Raw genomic sequence first — 13,493 nt, 5'->3', positions numbered from 1 at the left:
TCCAGTATGTGCCGCGCTGAATACCACAAAAGCATGCCATTCCAACGTGAAAACTCTTCGGTAACGGGGCTTACTGGAATCCGGGCTGCGCTTATTCGAGATTTCGGCCTATTCACGCGCGAGCCGCTGACCGGTGGCCGCGGCGAGCGCCTTGCCGTACAGCAGGCTGAGCTCCTCGGCGCTGTCGAAGCCCTCGGTGACGACGGCGGCCAGCCGGGCATCGGTGAAGACCGTCGGCCGGTAGCCGGTCGCCTCGTCGGGCACGGCCAGGTAAACCAGGTCGAAGTGGCGGACGAGCGGCACGAGCTTGTCCACGTCGTCCTCGAACTCCCCGTCGGTGATCGCGACGAGCACCCGCCTGACACACTTCTCACCGTCCTCGGCGTGCGCGCGATCCAGCGCCTTGAGCGCCGGGATGAAGTACGTGTACTGCCCGTCCTCCTGACTCCCCGGCTCTTCGACGGCCTCCGCGAGACTGCCCACCGGGGTCGGGGGGAGGGTCAGCGAGGCCGTACGGGCGAACGTCACCGACGCCAGCAGGTCGTCCGGCCGCAGCTCGCGGGCCATGAAGGGCTTGAGCAGGGCCAGCGCCTCGTCCCTCATCTCGACGCTGTCGTCCATCGACCCGGAGAAGTCGCCGGCCACGTCGAGACAGACGACCCCTTGCACCTGCCGCGCCCCGGCCAGAGTCGCCTCGCCCAGCGATGCGCGCTGCCCGCCGCCGTTCAGGTACCAGATCACCCCTGCGGCGGCCACCGCCAAGAAAAGCACACCGATTATGGCAATCCCGGATAATCCTCCCGAACTGCCCGGCAGGCCCCCACCAACACCGCCGGGCAGCCGCCCGGGGGATTTCCCCGGGAGTTGGGGGCGATTTCCCACCATCATTGACCTCCACCACGACAGGCGTGAGAGATGAGGATATGACGCCACTCGCCGCTGCGGAGAAATGATCAGCAACAGCTTCATTTTGATATGCGTGATGCAGCACGCATATCGGAAAGGCAGCACGAATAGGCTGCCCGACGACCGAGCGTTCCCTTAAGGTCACTTGGACCATATAGGGCACGCGTGCTTTAAGTCAACATGACCTAAAAAACCGATAGGTCAGGATCGCTTGGGCGGCTGGTCCAGTCCGCCGTTGCCCAGCACATCCAGGACGAACTCCGCCGCGTTGCGCGCCGCCACCTCGTGCCAGTCGTCGTTCTTGCCCATCCCCCAGTCGCAGATCGCCTTGACCACGATCCAGTCGACCTTCTCCCTGGCCGCCGCCGCGTAGACCCCCAGCCCTTCCATCTCGCCGCCGATCCCGTCCGGCTCCGCCTCGATCAGGCGGGCGCGGATCGTCGGCGAGTTCAGCAGCACGTTCCCGGACAGCATCGGGCCCAAATGCACCTTCGGCCCGTCCTGGGTCAGCCTGGCGCTCTGGCACCGGTCGAGGAGGGTCACCGACGGCGCGACCCGATCGCCGCGCATGATCTCGACCGGTTCCCCCGGCGTGTACTCGGCGATCTTCTTGTGATCCATGACCCGTAACTGGGTGCACACCAGGATGTCCCCGAGTCGCTGCTTGTCCTCACGCAGGCCGAAGCAGATGCCGGTGAGCAGCAGATAGTCGGGGTTGAGCTGTTCGATCAGCGACTTGGCGGTCAGCATGGCGCCGCCGGGATCCACGCTCCCGGGGCGGGTCTGCGCGAGCAGCACCCGGGCACGGCTCACCACACCCAGTTCGAACGCGGTGTGCAGGTCCAGGTTGCGGCGGATCGGCGCCGCTTTCGTGACCCCGGTGACGGCCTCGATCACGGCCTGCCGCTCCTCCGGCGTGGCGACCATGATCAGTACGGTTGACGTGCCGAGCACCGGCTCCATCTCCTTCCGGAAACGTCGATGCCGCTCCGTGTTCACCTCAGGCGATCGCCACACCGCGACCACGAACAGCAGCACGGCCATGATCCCGAGCAGCGTGTTGAGCCACCCGACCACCCACGCCTGGGAGGTGGCGGGCACGAGATCCGGTGGATTGCCGCCGATCAGCCGCCAGGCGAGCCAGCGGAACGCGGTGCCGTAGGTGGCGGGCCGGCCGTCGCAGGCGGGCGCGCACTCCGCCTGCTCGAAATCCGCCAGTACGTACGCCTCGGCCGCCATGATGACCGCGACCGCGAACGCGTAGAGGGCCAGCCCCGAGCCCAGGCCAGTGATCTTCGGCGGGCGCACGTCCGACCCGGAGCCCGTCGCCAGGAACGTCACCCCGGCCGCACCGGCGCCCCTGGCCGCCACCGTGATGGCCGTCCGCATCCGCGTGGTCGTCGCGCCGTCGAGGAGGCAGAGCAGCGGTTCGTCGACCTCGACCGTCTCCGTACGCGCGCGCACGTCGCCGACCGCCCGCGCGACCTGGGCGCGCACCAGCCCGCGCAGCCGTTCGGTGACCTGGTTGAGCAGCGCGGGCGCCGTCTCAGGATCGGCGCAGTGACACAGCGGCATGGACCAGTGCAGGAACCGCATCTCCTCGGCCGCCCACCGGTCCGCACCACGGCGGGCATCCCGGATCCACCTGACGATCATGGTGCCGAGCATCCCGGCCATCATCAGGGCGACGTACAGCAGCGCCAGCAGGCAGCACAGCACCCCGGCCCCCAGCAGCCAGGCCGACCACCCCCACACCATCCCCACCGGCACCGTGGTCAACGCCAGGAGCTGCAGCAGGGCCGGCGGCCCGGCGAACATCACGAGATCCCAGCGCCTGTCCACGTGCCGCAGCAGCCCGCCCGGCCTGCCGCTGAGCCGCGAGTCGCGCGGGGACTCCAGCACCGCGAACGCGTCGGCGTCCCGCCAGACGAGCCGCCCGTCCCGCGCGGCCACGTACAGGAGCAGCGGCAGCGGAGCCCGGGACCGGATCAGCCCGGAGACCCCCCGGGGGCGCAGCGTATCGATCACCGCACGGCCGCACTCAGCGCGGCGCACCGCCGCGGCCGCCTCTCGCGCGGCGCGGAACGACATTCCCAGCGGGTAGGCGCGCCCCTCACGGCGAGCCTTGGACGAGCCCTCAGCCGACACGGCTCCACCATGGCGCATCCACCGACCCGTTTCCAGACCGCGTTGCCACCCGCATCAGGTGGACACCGCGCCGCTTACAGAGCGTCCCGTCGCCCGCATCAGGCAGATGCCTCGTCGTTCGCCCGCGTCAGACGGACGCGTCGTCCCCGTCGGCCGACCGTGGCATCGGCGGGAACAGCAGCTCCGCCGACCCCCGGCGGTAGAGCGCGGCCGGGCGGCCGATCTCGGGCGTCCGCGACTCGCCCGTGGCCTCAACGAAGTGCGCGGCCTTGGTCACCTTGCGGCGGAAGTTGCTGGGATCCAGCGGGATTCCCCAGATGACCTCGTAGACGTGTCGCAGCTCCGCGAGGGTGAACGGTTGCCGGCAGAACGCCGCCGCCACAGTCGTGTACTCGAGTTTGGCCCTGGCCCGATCGAGCCCCTCCTTGAGGATCGCCAGGTGGTCGAAGGCGAGCTCGGCCGACAGGGCGGCCTCGACGGGCACCCAGTGCGCGGTCGCCGCGTCGGTGCCCGCGACCGGCGTGGGCAGGTCGGGGCCCAGCGCGAGGTAGGCGACGGTGAAGGTGCGGCCACGCGGGTCACGCTCCGGCGCCCCGAACGCCCGCAATTGCTCCAGGTGGAGCTCACGCCCGTCGATGCCGGTCTCCTCAGCGAGCTCGCGAAGGGCCGCCTGATCGAGCCCCTCACCCACCCGGACATAGCCGCCGGGCAGAGCGAGCCCACCCTCGAACGGCGGCTTCCCCCGCTCGATCAGCAGCACCCGCAGACTCGCCTCGCGCACGGTGAAGATCACCAGGTCCACGGTCACCGCAGCCGACACGGTCCCGTCATACTTCAACGCCCTGTTCACCACCGCCACAGAATACCTATGGTCACCTTGACCAAAGGAACCGCGGCGACTTATGGTCAGTAGGACTTTAAGTGGGCGCAGAGTGGATCGATCATCCACATCAGCACCGTCGAGCGGAGACAAGCATGGGCGAGTTCATGCTCGGGGTGGTGAGCTCCTTGCTCGCGACCGCGCTCACCGTCCTTGGCGGCTGGGCTTGCTCCCTGCATGCCCGGCGATGGCCGGCCGTGCTCCTGTCCCGGATCACCGGGCTGGGAGTGCTCCGGGCGCTGCCACGACAGCAGCTCGCCGGCAAGGAGATGGCCGCCGACCTGGCCCGGGCCCGGTGGGTGCGTGTGCTCGCCGGTCGTGGCAACGAGCTGACCCGCGACAGCTTCGCCCCGGTCTGGGAGGCAGCGGAATCCGTACAGGTGCTGCTGCCTGACACCATGACCGGCCAAGACTCCTGGCTGGCCCAGCGGGCGTCGGACATCCGCCGCGTCGATCCGGGCTTCTCCCCCGGCCTGCTGGCCGACCAGGTGCGCGTCAACGCCGCGTACGTGAGTGAGATCAGGCGGCACGGCCAGCCGGTCTCACTGCGCTTCTACAACCTGCCGAACCTGCACCGCCTGGTCATCACCGACGACGTCGCCTACCTGACTCTCTATCGCCAGACCGAGCACGGCCGCAACTCTCCGTGCATCGTGGCGCACCGCCCCGGCGCTCTGTACGACCACGCGCTGTTCCTCTTCACCACCACCTGGGAGCACAGCCGCCCGGCGGACTGAGCATTCTGCCAAGATCATCAGATGCTGCGATTAGGCACGACGCTCCTGGCTGTGGTGCTGCTCCTCAGCTGCGGCCATTTCCTGTTCGGACCGCGCGCGTACGGCTTCGAAGAGCACGCCGCACTTGCCGTCTGGAACTGGCGGACCAGCGGTGCCGAGGAGATCTGGCACGAGGGTTTCGTCCCGCTCGAAGACATGAGCGCCATACCGCCGAAGGTGCTCAAGCGCATTCAGCACGATGAGGAGTACGGCTGGGTCGTGGCCGGTCCACTCCCCACTCCACCGGCCGAGGCGCGGGTCCGCTGGGACGACGGGTCCACGATGCGAGTTCCGGTGATCGAGCCGCGGAAGGCGATGATGGCGCTGTCTCCCTGGTCCGAGGAGGAGACCTTCCCCGATGACAGGGCGTACCACCTGACCGGCGCCACCTTCACCACGATGCGGCTGAAGACCGTACGGGGGATGGCGACGGTGCCCGCGTGGCGGCTGTACTTCTCGGACCTGCCTGAGCCTATCGACCAGGTAGCGGTCGATCAGAAAGCTCTCGGCACCGTCGAAGGAGTCATCGGCAGACACAGCTCTGACGGACAGATCACAGACTTCGAACTGCTCGGAGAACACACACTGCTGGTGAGCTACGAGTACGGCCGCTGCCTCGACAGGCAGGGGCCCAACGTCTACATCCGCATCCGCGAGGAGTCGGATGTGGTGGTCCTGGGGGTCGACATCCCCGACAGGTTCACCGGCTTCTGCTTGGGCGTCGGCGCGACCGGCAAGGGGATCATCAGGCTCGACGAGCCGCTGGCAGATCGCGTGCTGCTGGAGGCCGGCGGCAGACTCCCCCTCCTCTGCCGCCGTGCGCCGAACGTGTGCCGCTGGTCGGGCTTGTAGGGTCACTCGGCAGCGCTGAGCCGGCTGCGGATCGAGGTCAGCGGCGGTGGCCTCTGCGCCTTACCTGGTGCCTGAGGCCCGCGAGGATGACCAGCATGACTTCGACCAGCAGATTGGGCGCCAGATCACCGTAGGAATGACCGGGCGTGTTCAACCACTCGATGAGCGACCCCACCGCGACGGCGACGAGAATTGTGTACGTGAGCGCGCCGAAGAGCTGACTGGAGAAGACTCGGGTCGCACCCGAGACCGTGCGGACGAAGACCCGGGGAAGGGGCTGTTTGAAATTGAAGGTCAAGATCTCATCGATCGCCTGCCAGACGCAGGCATAGGTGCGGGTGGAGAGATGGCCTCCCGAAGCCTCATATTTGAACCCGTCCGGAGCGGAGATCTGCTGGGCGACGTCCATCATTTTCGCCTGCACGGAGAATCCGACGAACCTCGTCAGCGGGAAGAGTCTGGCGCACGACTGGATCAGATAGAGCTGCCAGGGCACCCGGACATAGTCCTGCGCGCCATATCGGGTGTACTCATGATTCGCCTCCGACTGGCCGCCGAACTCGCCGGCCAGGGCCGAGAACATCTCCTTCCAGCAGAGCTGCAACTCCCGCCGCTCAAGCTCGGGGTCATAGGTTGCCAGCACCGACAGGGCGAAGCATCGGACGTAGATGTCGCTGCCGCCGCTGACGTACTCTCGAAGATATCGCCAGTCCTCGGGCCGGGCAGGCAGGTTGTTCGCCGCCAGGCAGCGCAGCGCGTGCGCGGTGGCCAGCGGGTTCGGGCTCCCTCCTTCGCTGCCGACCGCATATCCCGCCGGCTCGGTCCTGGCATCTTCGAGAGCCTGGTGGACCAGCGTCAGCGCTTCGGATCTCAGCGGGACGACCGGGCTCACCTGCGAGATGGCGAAACCTATGTCGGCCATCCGGAAAACATCTGATTTCTGCAACCGGACTCTGCGCGCGACCAGGTCCCGATAGACGACGCCACTCACCGAAGCCTTTTCGACCTGGCCACGGTTGACGACATAATAGAGCAGCTTCGATATCCGGTCCTTGACCACAGGATCCGTCGTGGCGCGACGGGCAAGGATGTGAATGGTGGCCGCGGTGCCGTAGAGTCCGCGCTGTTTGTAGTCGGGGTGGTCGAGATACTGCCCCGAAGCCAGGGCGTGGTCCGGCAGTCGCCCGGCCTCTTCTCGCATACGCAACTCGATGCGCCGCTCGATCTCGGACTGAGCATCCTTCAGCATCTGACGCGTCAGCAACTATCTCATCCTTGATTCACACAAGCCCGTACGCGGCTCACTCGTCGAGGCCGAACTTCTGGAGGTTCTCGAGAACCGTCGCGATGGGGCCTCTGGCACTGGGAATGAGATCGAGGCCGAGGATCTCGTCTCTGTCGAACCAGCCGTACCTTTCGATGAAGTCGTCCTCGACCTGGCGGCTCATGTCCACGTCGACGTTGTTCGCCGTACAGAGCCTGGCGACGGCGATGACCGTCGCGGCGTCCTCCCCGCTTCCCAGTCGCCATGACCACAGGGCCAGTGGGCGCCCCGGGTGCACCTTCAGCCCTACCTCCTCATAAACCTCGCGGACCAGCGCCTCATCAGGTGATTCGTCTCGCTGCATCCGCCCACCCGGCAATTCCCATTTTCCAGGCTCGTGCGGGTCGTCACGGCTCTTCATGACGAGGAGCAGTTTTCCTTGCCATTCGATGACGGCCTTCTGCGCGAACTGCACGAACATCGGGTCCTCCGTGCGTTTTCTGAGGCTGCGAGGTGCTCAAAGCAGGCCGGGCACCCACTTTCGGGGGACTTCTCCGCTGAGCTGTTCCAGGAAACGAAGCCGTCTGAGATGCACGGCCTCCGTCTCCGGATCGCGGGCTTCCTTCAGCTTGGTACGCAAGTCGCGATCACGAAGGAGAATGGCCGCTCTCTCGTCCGCCCCCATCGTGGTCGACACAGAGACATGCTCGGCGACATAACCGAATGTCGACATAAGATCGCATGTAATACTCTCGACGGAGATCGTCAGGTCAGTGTGGGCGGCGTTCTTGTACGCGGCCACGCGATCCTTTCGAATGGGCCGGTCGAGATTGTTCCACAGCTCAGACAGGGACGCGGCCGATCGAGCGTGGTCCTGACGGTAAAAATCCAACGCGGCGTCGGACCACCGTAGCCCGGCACGATCACAGAGAGGAGCCAGAGCGCCCTCTGGATCTCTGACCAGATCTTCATAACGCAGGGTCAGCCAATTATCTTCTCCGACCATTTCTCGACCTTCGAGAGCGGCCTCCTGATCCTGCAGCCAGCGCAGTGCTATCGCCTGGGGATCCTTCGGGCCGATGGGTGCGGTGGAGAACGAGACGGCGACGTCGCGTGGATCCCTCACGAGGTGCAGATACAGGATCGGCAGGCCGGATACGTGCAACTGGGCGATGAAGTGAACATTCTCCAGACACTTGCTGACCCACAGGTCCTTGCCCAGATGGCGGGCATGAGCGTCGTAGAACGCCACGACCGCGTGCGCGAGCGTAGGTCCGCCCATGGCGGCGACGACCGCCGGCAGGCGATCAGGGATACGCGGCCAGGCGAGAGCATTGAGATCGACGAGGCGGCCCAGGTCCTCGGCCAGGCGCCTCCTGTTCAAGGGCTCACCTAATGAGCCGTACCGAGAGGCCAGGTCCTGGAAATCTCTCAGCTTGTGTGCCGAGGGAGGCGCGAAGACGCCGGGCAGCGATCCGAGCAGGAGCCGAAGCAGGTTCGAACCGGAGCGCTGGGTGCCGACGAGCTGGACCCGCTTCATGTCCGGCACCTCCGCACCCCTGGCAGCGCGTCGCGGAGCATCCCGGCGGCTATTTCTGGAAGGAGCGGGTTGACGTAGACACCCAGGCCCAGCTCCATGGCGCCGGGCCTTTTAAGGGTTTGCACGTCCTTGTGGAGCGGAACGAGCTCTATCCGCAAGTGGTGCGACGCATCGCCCTTGGGTGCCTGCATGACATTGATCAGGTAGGGCGGCATCGCGCCCCCATAGGTCACCCGGCACAGTCGCAGACCTGTGTGAAGACAACCCGCCACCGAGACGAGCTCATCGGGAGACAGCGATGCCAGGTCCGGACGATGAGCCCTGGGCGCAATGATCATTTCGAAGGGCAGTCTCGCCCATGGGGGCACCTGAAGCAGAGCATGGTCGGAGGTCGTCACCGTCAATTCTCGATCGACAGCCAAATCGCATACAGCGCAAGAGTCTGCGCCATGGGTGAGGGTCAGACGCCTTGGGACAAAGGGCAATCCAACGAGCTGACCATGCGGATGGGCAACCGTGGGTCCGAAGTGGTCGCCCACGGACTCGAAGGCATAAACCGCTTCAACCAATGGGCTGACCAAGAGGTCCGTGGTCTTATGGGAGACCTTCTTCAGGAACTGTTGAGTGACCTCTGCCGGAAGGTCGCCGAGTCTCTGGGAGTGGGAGCTGCCGTACACAAGAACCCAGTGCAGTTGCTCGTGTGCGCGCTCCTGGGGTGCAGCAATCACAGGGTGTTTGCTCGGAACCAGTCGAACCTGCACTGGCGCGTCCCCCGCATCGGGGCAGAATGGACATCCAGCGAATGAGGTGTCATCGGGACGAATGTCGACCTGTGCTGCCAAATCACGACGGCCCGGAACGCGAAGGAGCCACTCCTGCTCAACAGGGCTCCACGTGGCTATTGGTTCGCTTGACATGTTTCGTCCCGAGGGTCCGATGTCTCGCGGCCGATCCTGGCGTTACCTGTCAGTATCCATTCAAGCCCGAGTGTAGCAGCGGCCGGGTAAAGACAAAGGAGTTCAAGAGGACGACGGCCTTGGTATGGTCAGCTATGGCATCCAGGTTCGACGACAAATCGGCATCGGCCCCAAACGTTTTCGACGGCGACCAATTGCGACTCTGGAACAACTATCACCGTCAATACTGGAACAGCGAGGAACGAATAAGACCGACTTCGTCGGCCCTGGTTCTCGCGGACGGTTTGAGCCGTGGTCGGAGAATTCTCGAGTTGGGGTGCGGGAGTGGCAGAGATGCCGTCTTCCTCCAAAGGCGGGGACACGTGGTCACCGCCACGGACTTCTCGGAGTTCGCCATCGAGGCCAACCTTCACTCCCCAGAGGCATCCGGGGTCGACTTTTCTCTCCATGACCTCCGGACACCTCTGAAATTCTCCGCCGCGTCCTTTGACGTGGTCTACGCCCGTCTTTCTCTGCACTACTTCCCGGACAGCATCACCCGGGACGTCTTCTGGGAGATCCATCGTGTTCTGCGCCCTGCCGGGAAAGTCTTTTTCGTCTGCCGGTCAACTGACGACGTGCTTTTCGGGCAAGGCGAGGAGATCGGCCCTGATCTCTTCCGGAGTGACGGTCAGATCCGCCACTTCTTCAGCCAGGAGTACACCAAGGACGTCCTGTCCGCCGAAGGACTCTTCGCCGTCGACAGTCTCGTGCTCCGCGACGAGCTCGTTTACGGCAGTCACGCAAGCGTGGTGCAGTGCCTCGCCGAGCGCTCGCGAGATTAGCGGCCCAACTTCATTCTGGCATTGAGCAACTGGTCGCGCACCGAGAGCGAGTCCGCCCAGCGAACGCAGTCACGCCAGCTCCACATGGTCCTGAATCCGGTCGCCTGTGCTACGAGGCGCCTGAGATATTGGGTGGCACAGGCCGGGGCATGCACGCCGTAAACCTGATCCGATTTTCGGCTGAACAGCAGATAGGGCCTACCGGCGAAAGTTTCGAGCACTCGTTCATACGATGGGAACGACTCGACATCAGGGTAGTCACGAGCAACATAGGGAAGAATATCGAAGTCGCCTGGGACCAGGTGCAGGTGGGCATGGTCAATGCAGGCTCCGGCGTGCTTGGCGAACTTCTCAGCCCCATGCTCGAAAAATGAGATCGGGCCATAAGCCTCCCCCAGCAAGGATTCGGCGTGGTGTTTGACCGAATCCAGCTCGGCGCGCTCAGGTGTCGACAGGCCGGCAAGTGAGGAAATGTGGGCTTTCGTGATGATGAGCAGGTGGCCCTCAGCGAGCGGGGCAGTGTCGAGAATGACCAGGAAGGATGCGCTGCGGAGGATGATCTCATCGGTGCTGTCGGCGCGAAAGAGATAATCCCAGACAGGCGACCTCCCCTCCGATACCAAGGCGCAAAAGGGGCATTCGGCAGGTCCGTCGAACATAGCCGCTCCACCCCATCTCGCACATTCAGATCGCCTGCCCCTATCTTCACCCGGCATGACGTAGCGCACAGTTCTTAATTTGCTACCTTGAGCTGGCGCAATGGCCATATGTGCGATCACAGGCCGGGCCGATCGTCGCTGTCACCCCGAAAATCCACCCCTCAGAAGCCTCAGAAGGGGATGCCCTACCAGAAGATCAGCAGCAGGGTGAGGCCGAGGCCCAGGGCTATGAAGCCCGGTGTTCTGGGCTCGCGGGCGGCCTCCCGGCGGGCGGAGACCACCAGAATGGCGGCAATGGCCAGGGCCGCCAGCAGGTGCAGGCCGTACCACAGGGGGATGGGGACGGCCGTCGGGTATTCGTCGGCGGAGCCGTGGCCGGTGAACCGGCCGAGCAGGCTCAGGCCCAGGCCGACCAGCGCGAACACGTACCGGAGCCGGCCGAGCAGAGCCCAGACGACGGTTCCCGCCACCAGCAGGGCCGAGAACTGGGCGTGCAGTTGCCGCATGAGCAGGCCGCGGGGCGAGTCGAAGCTGAGCGTCAGCAGGGAGTCGTAGGCCCTGGTCATCATGGTGCCGTGGAGCGGCTCGTAGGCGCCGGTGTAGGGGATCAGCTCGCCGCTGGGCGTGTAGTGGAAGGCCAGGAAGCCGCCGGTGATCAGGACCAGTACGAAGCAGTAGATCAGCATCTCGCCCACCAACTGCCTCAACCTCTCCATTCGGCATATTTCATCACAAGGGATGCCCTGCCGAGACAACACTCACGAGGCGCGGCACCTGCTGCTGGCAGTGATATGGCGAGACAGTTATCGTTGCTACCGTGGAGCGAGATCTCACGCGTGAGCGGATCATCAAGGCGGCGTCCGACCTACTGACCCAGGGCGGCCGGGACGCGGTGTCGACCCGGGCGGTGTGCACGGCGGCGGGGGTGCAGTCGCCGACGCTCTATCGGCTCTTCGGCGACAAGGACGGCTTGCTCGACGCGGTCGCGAGCCACGGTTTCGAGAGCTACATGGCCGACAAGACGGCGCTGGCCGAGACCGACGACCCGGTGGAGGATTTGCGGCGCGGCTGGGATCTGCACGTCAGTTTCGGCCTCGCCAACCCGGCCTGCTACGTGCTCATCTACGGCGAGACCCGGCCGGGCGTCGAGTCGACGGCCGCGCGGCGGTCCGCCGCGGTGCTGGCCGCGAGGGTCAGGCGCATCGCCGAGGCGGGACGGTTGCGGGTCAGCGAGGAGCGCGCCGCGCACCTGGTCCACGCCACGGGGTCCGGCCTGACCTTCTCACTCATCTCGATGCCGGAGGAGCGGCGCGACCCGGCGCTGTCCGTCATGGCGCGCGAGGCGATCATCGCCGCGATCACCACCGGCGACTCCCCCGCCGCCGATGCGGGCCCGACGGGCATCGCGGTGGCGCTGCGCGCGGTCGCCCCCCGGCTGACCGTGCTCTCCGTCGCCGAGCGCGCCGTGCTGGCCGAGTGGATGGACCGGGTCGCCACCTCCGAGGGTTGAGCCGCCCAAGTTTTAGCAGTGGCAACACTTAAATGTTGCCAACGACACCATGACACCGATAGTGTCGTGGTGTTATCACTGCTACCACCGAAGAGGTGGAACCATGCGTCTCAGAACCCGCACCGTCGCCGCCTTCGCCTCGTTGACGCTGGTCACGGGCTGCACGGCCACCGCTGCCGAGCCCGGTAGCGCCGTCACCACGAGTCCCCCCGAAGGGCTCGGGCGGATCACCGAGCTGGCGTCCGGGCTGGACATGCCGTGGGGGCTGGCGTTCCTGCCGGACGGTTCGGCCCTGGTCTCCGGTCGCGCCTCCGGCCTGATCCACCGCGTCCCCGCCGAGGGCGGCACCCCGGCGCTGGTCGGTGAGGTGCCCGGGGTCGCCCGGAGCGCCGAGGGCGGCTTGCTGGGGCTCGCCACCTCGCCCCGGTTCGCCGACGATCGCACTGTCTATGCGTACGTGTCGTCGTCGCCGACCAACCGGGTCGTGGCCCTGCGCCTCGCCGAGGACCTGGCGTCGTTGCGCCAGGACCGGATCGTGCTGGACGGCATCGGCACGGCGAACCGGCACCACGGCGGCCGGCTGCGCTTCGGCCCCGACGGGAACCTGTGGATCGCCACCGGCGACGCCTTCGATCCACCGGTCGCGCCGAGGCGCGACAACCTCAACGGCAAGGTGCTGCGGATCAAGCCGGACGGCTCGATCCCCGAGGACAACCCGTTCGACACCCCGGTCTACTCCTACGGCCACCGCAACGTGCAGGGCCTGACCGTCGGCCCCGACGGGACCATGTACGCCGCCGAGCTGGGGCTGAACGACTGGGACGAGGTCAACGTCATCCGCGTCGGCGAGGACTACGGCTGGCCGGCGGCCGAGGGTCCGGACGGCGAGGGCGGCACCCGGCCGGTGTTCTGGCTGCCGCCGGCCGAGGCGTCCCCGTCCGGCATCGCCTACGCCGAGGGCGCGCTGTGGATGGCCGGGCTGCGCGGGCAGCGGCTGTGGCGGCTGCCGGTCGTGGGCGGGGAACGTACCGGAGAGCCTGTCGCTTACCTCACCGAGCGGTACGGGCGCCTGCGGACCGTGGAGGTCGCGCCCGATGGGGCGCTCTGGGTGACCACGTCCAACACCGACCAGGCGACGCTCGGCGGGACCCCCTCGCGCGAGGGTGACGACCGCATCCTGCGCATCGAACTCGTTCCGACCCCTTCGTGAGGTGACC

At 66.2% G+C, this 13,493-nt stretch carries 14 protein-coding genes; 5 read left to right on the top strand and 9 right to left on the bottom strand.

Features of this window, described 5'->3' with window-relative positions; translation table 11 throughout:
* Positions 1–108: 108 nt before the first annotated feature.
* From IEY87_RS30920 to IEY87_RS30910, 3 genes are all read right to left on the bottom strand, one after another.
* On the bottom strand, positions 109–771 hold the full coding sequence (locus tag IEY87_RS30920; RefSeq protein WP_189142354.1) for a vWA domain-containing protein: 663 nt from the start codon (positions 769–771) through the stop codon (positions 109–111).
* Between the two features lie 336 nt (positions 772–1,107).
* A complete protein-coding gene (locus IEY87_RS30915; protein WP_189142353.1) occupies positions 1,108–3,054 on the bottom strand; it encodes a 5'-methylthioadenosine/S-adenosylhomocysteine nucleosidase family protein in 1,947 nt (648 codons plus the stop codon).
* A gap of 127 nt (positions 3,055–3,181) precedes the next feature.
* Complete coding sequence (locus tag IEY87_RS30910; RefSeq protein ID WP_225277802.1) at positions 3,182–3,874, bottom strand: NUDIX hydrolase; 693 nt, start codon at positions 3,872–3,874, stop codon at positions 3,182–3,184.
* Between the two features lie 155 nt (positions 3,875–4,029).
* Between IEY87_RS30910 and IEY87_RS30905 the strand changes: the two genes are divergently transcribed.
* Together IEY87_RS30905 and IEY87_RS30900 are read left to right on the top strand one after the other, a co-directional pair.
* A complete protein-coding gene (locus IEY87_RS30905; protein WP_189142352.1) occupies positions 4,030–4,671 on the top strand; it encodes a hypothetical protein in 642 nt (213 codons plus the stop codon).
* A 21-nt stretch (positions 4,672–4,692) separates the two neighbouring features.
* Positions 4,693–5,562 carry a hypothetical protein gene (locus tag IEY87_RS30900; protein WP_189142351.1) on the top strand — a complete coding sequence of 290 codons (870 nt, stop codon included), beginning with the start codon at positions 4,693–4,695 and terminating at the stop codon, positions 5,560–5,562.
* A 37-nt stretch (positions 5,563–5,599) separates the two neighbouring features.
* Here IEY87_RS30900 and IEY87_RS30895 read toward each other — a convergent pair whose 3' ends face one another.
* From IEY87_RS30895 to IEY87_RS30880, 4 genes are read right to left on the bottom strand one after another with little or no spacing between them, the layout of a single operon-like run.
* Complete coding sequence (locus tag IEY87_RS30895) at positions 5,600–6,826, bottom strand: hypothetical protein (protein WP_189142350.1); 1,227 nt, start codon at positions 6,824–6,826, stop codon at positions 5,600–5,602.
* Positions 6,827–6,863: 37 nt separating this feature from the next.
* The gene (locus tag IEY87_RS30890; protein ID WP_189142349.1) at positions 6,864–7,307 is read right to left on the bottom strand and encodes an NUDIX domain-containing protein; all 444 of its coding nucleotides are present in this window, start codon (positions 7,305–7,307) and stop codon (positions 6,864–6,866) included.
* Positions 7,308–7,343: 36 nt separating this feature from the next.
* Entirely contained in the window at positions 7,344–8,366 is a 1,023-nt protein-coding gene (locus IEY87_RS30885; protein WP_189142348.1) for a sulfotransferase family protein, read from the bottom strand.
* Complete coding sequence (locus IEY87_RS30880) at positions 8,363–9,127, bottom strand: HIT family protein (RefSeq protein ID WP_189142347.1); 765 nt, start codon at positions 9,125–9,127, stop codon at positions 8,363–8,365. The genes IEY87_RS30885 and IEY87_RS30880 overlap by 4 nt, the downstream gene beginning before the upstream one ends.
* A 26-nt stretch (positions 9,128–9,153) precedes the next feature.
* On the opposite strand from IEY87_RS30880, the gene IEY87_RS30875 reads away from it, so the two are divergent.
* Positions 9,154–10,107, top strand: a complete 954-nt coding sequence (locus IEY87_RS30875; protein WP_308112996.1) for a class I SAM-dependent methyltransferase — start codon at positions 9,154–9,156, stop codon at positions 10,105–10,107.
* On the opposite strand, the gene IEY87_RS30870 is transcribed toward IEY87_RS30875, so the two are convergent.
* Positions 10,104–10,766: an HIT family protein gene (locus tag IEY87_RS30870; protein WP_189142345.1), complete on the bottom strand. Its 663-nt coding sequence runs from the start codon at positions 10,764–10,766 to the stop codon at positions 10,104–10,106. The genes IEY87_RS30875 and IEY87_RS30870 overlap by 4 nt on opposite strands.
* 185 nt (positions 10,767–10,951) lie before the next feature.
* Positions 10,952–11,482, bottom strand: coding sequence for a hypothetical protein (locus IEY87_RS30865; protein ID WP_189142344.1), 531 nt, complete (start codon positions 11,480–11,482; stop codon positions 10,952–10,954).
* Between the two features lie 101 nt (positions 11,483–11,583).
* Here IEY87_RS30865 and IEY87_RS30860 point away from each other — a divergent pair, with 101 nt between their 5' ends.
* Both IEY87_RS30860 and IEY87_RS30855 read left to right on the top strand, forming a co-directional pair.
* Positions 11,584–12,276 (top strand): TetR/AcrR family transcriptional regulator, encoded by a 693-nt coding sequence (locus IEY87_RS30860; RefSeq protein WP_189142343.1) that lies wholly within the window; start codon positions 11,584–11,586, stop codon positions 12,274–12,276.
* Positions 12,277–12,379: 103 nt separating this feature from the next.
* Entirely contained in the window at positions 12,380–13,486 is a 1,107-nt protein-coding gene (locus IEY87_RS30855; protein ID WP_225277801.1) for a PQQ-dependent sugar dehydrogenase, read from the top strand.
* Positions 13,487–13,493 lie beyond the last annotated feature (7 nt).

Source organism: Nonomuraea glycinis (assembly GCF_014646515.1).
GTDB classification, from domain to species: Bacteria; Actinomycetota; Actinomycetes; order Streptosporangiales; family Streptosporangiaceae; genus Nonomuraea; species Nonomuraea glycinis.
Note: the sequence above shows the minus strand (reverse complement) of the source record. Positions and strands in the feature narration are given on the sequence as shown.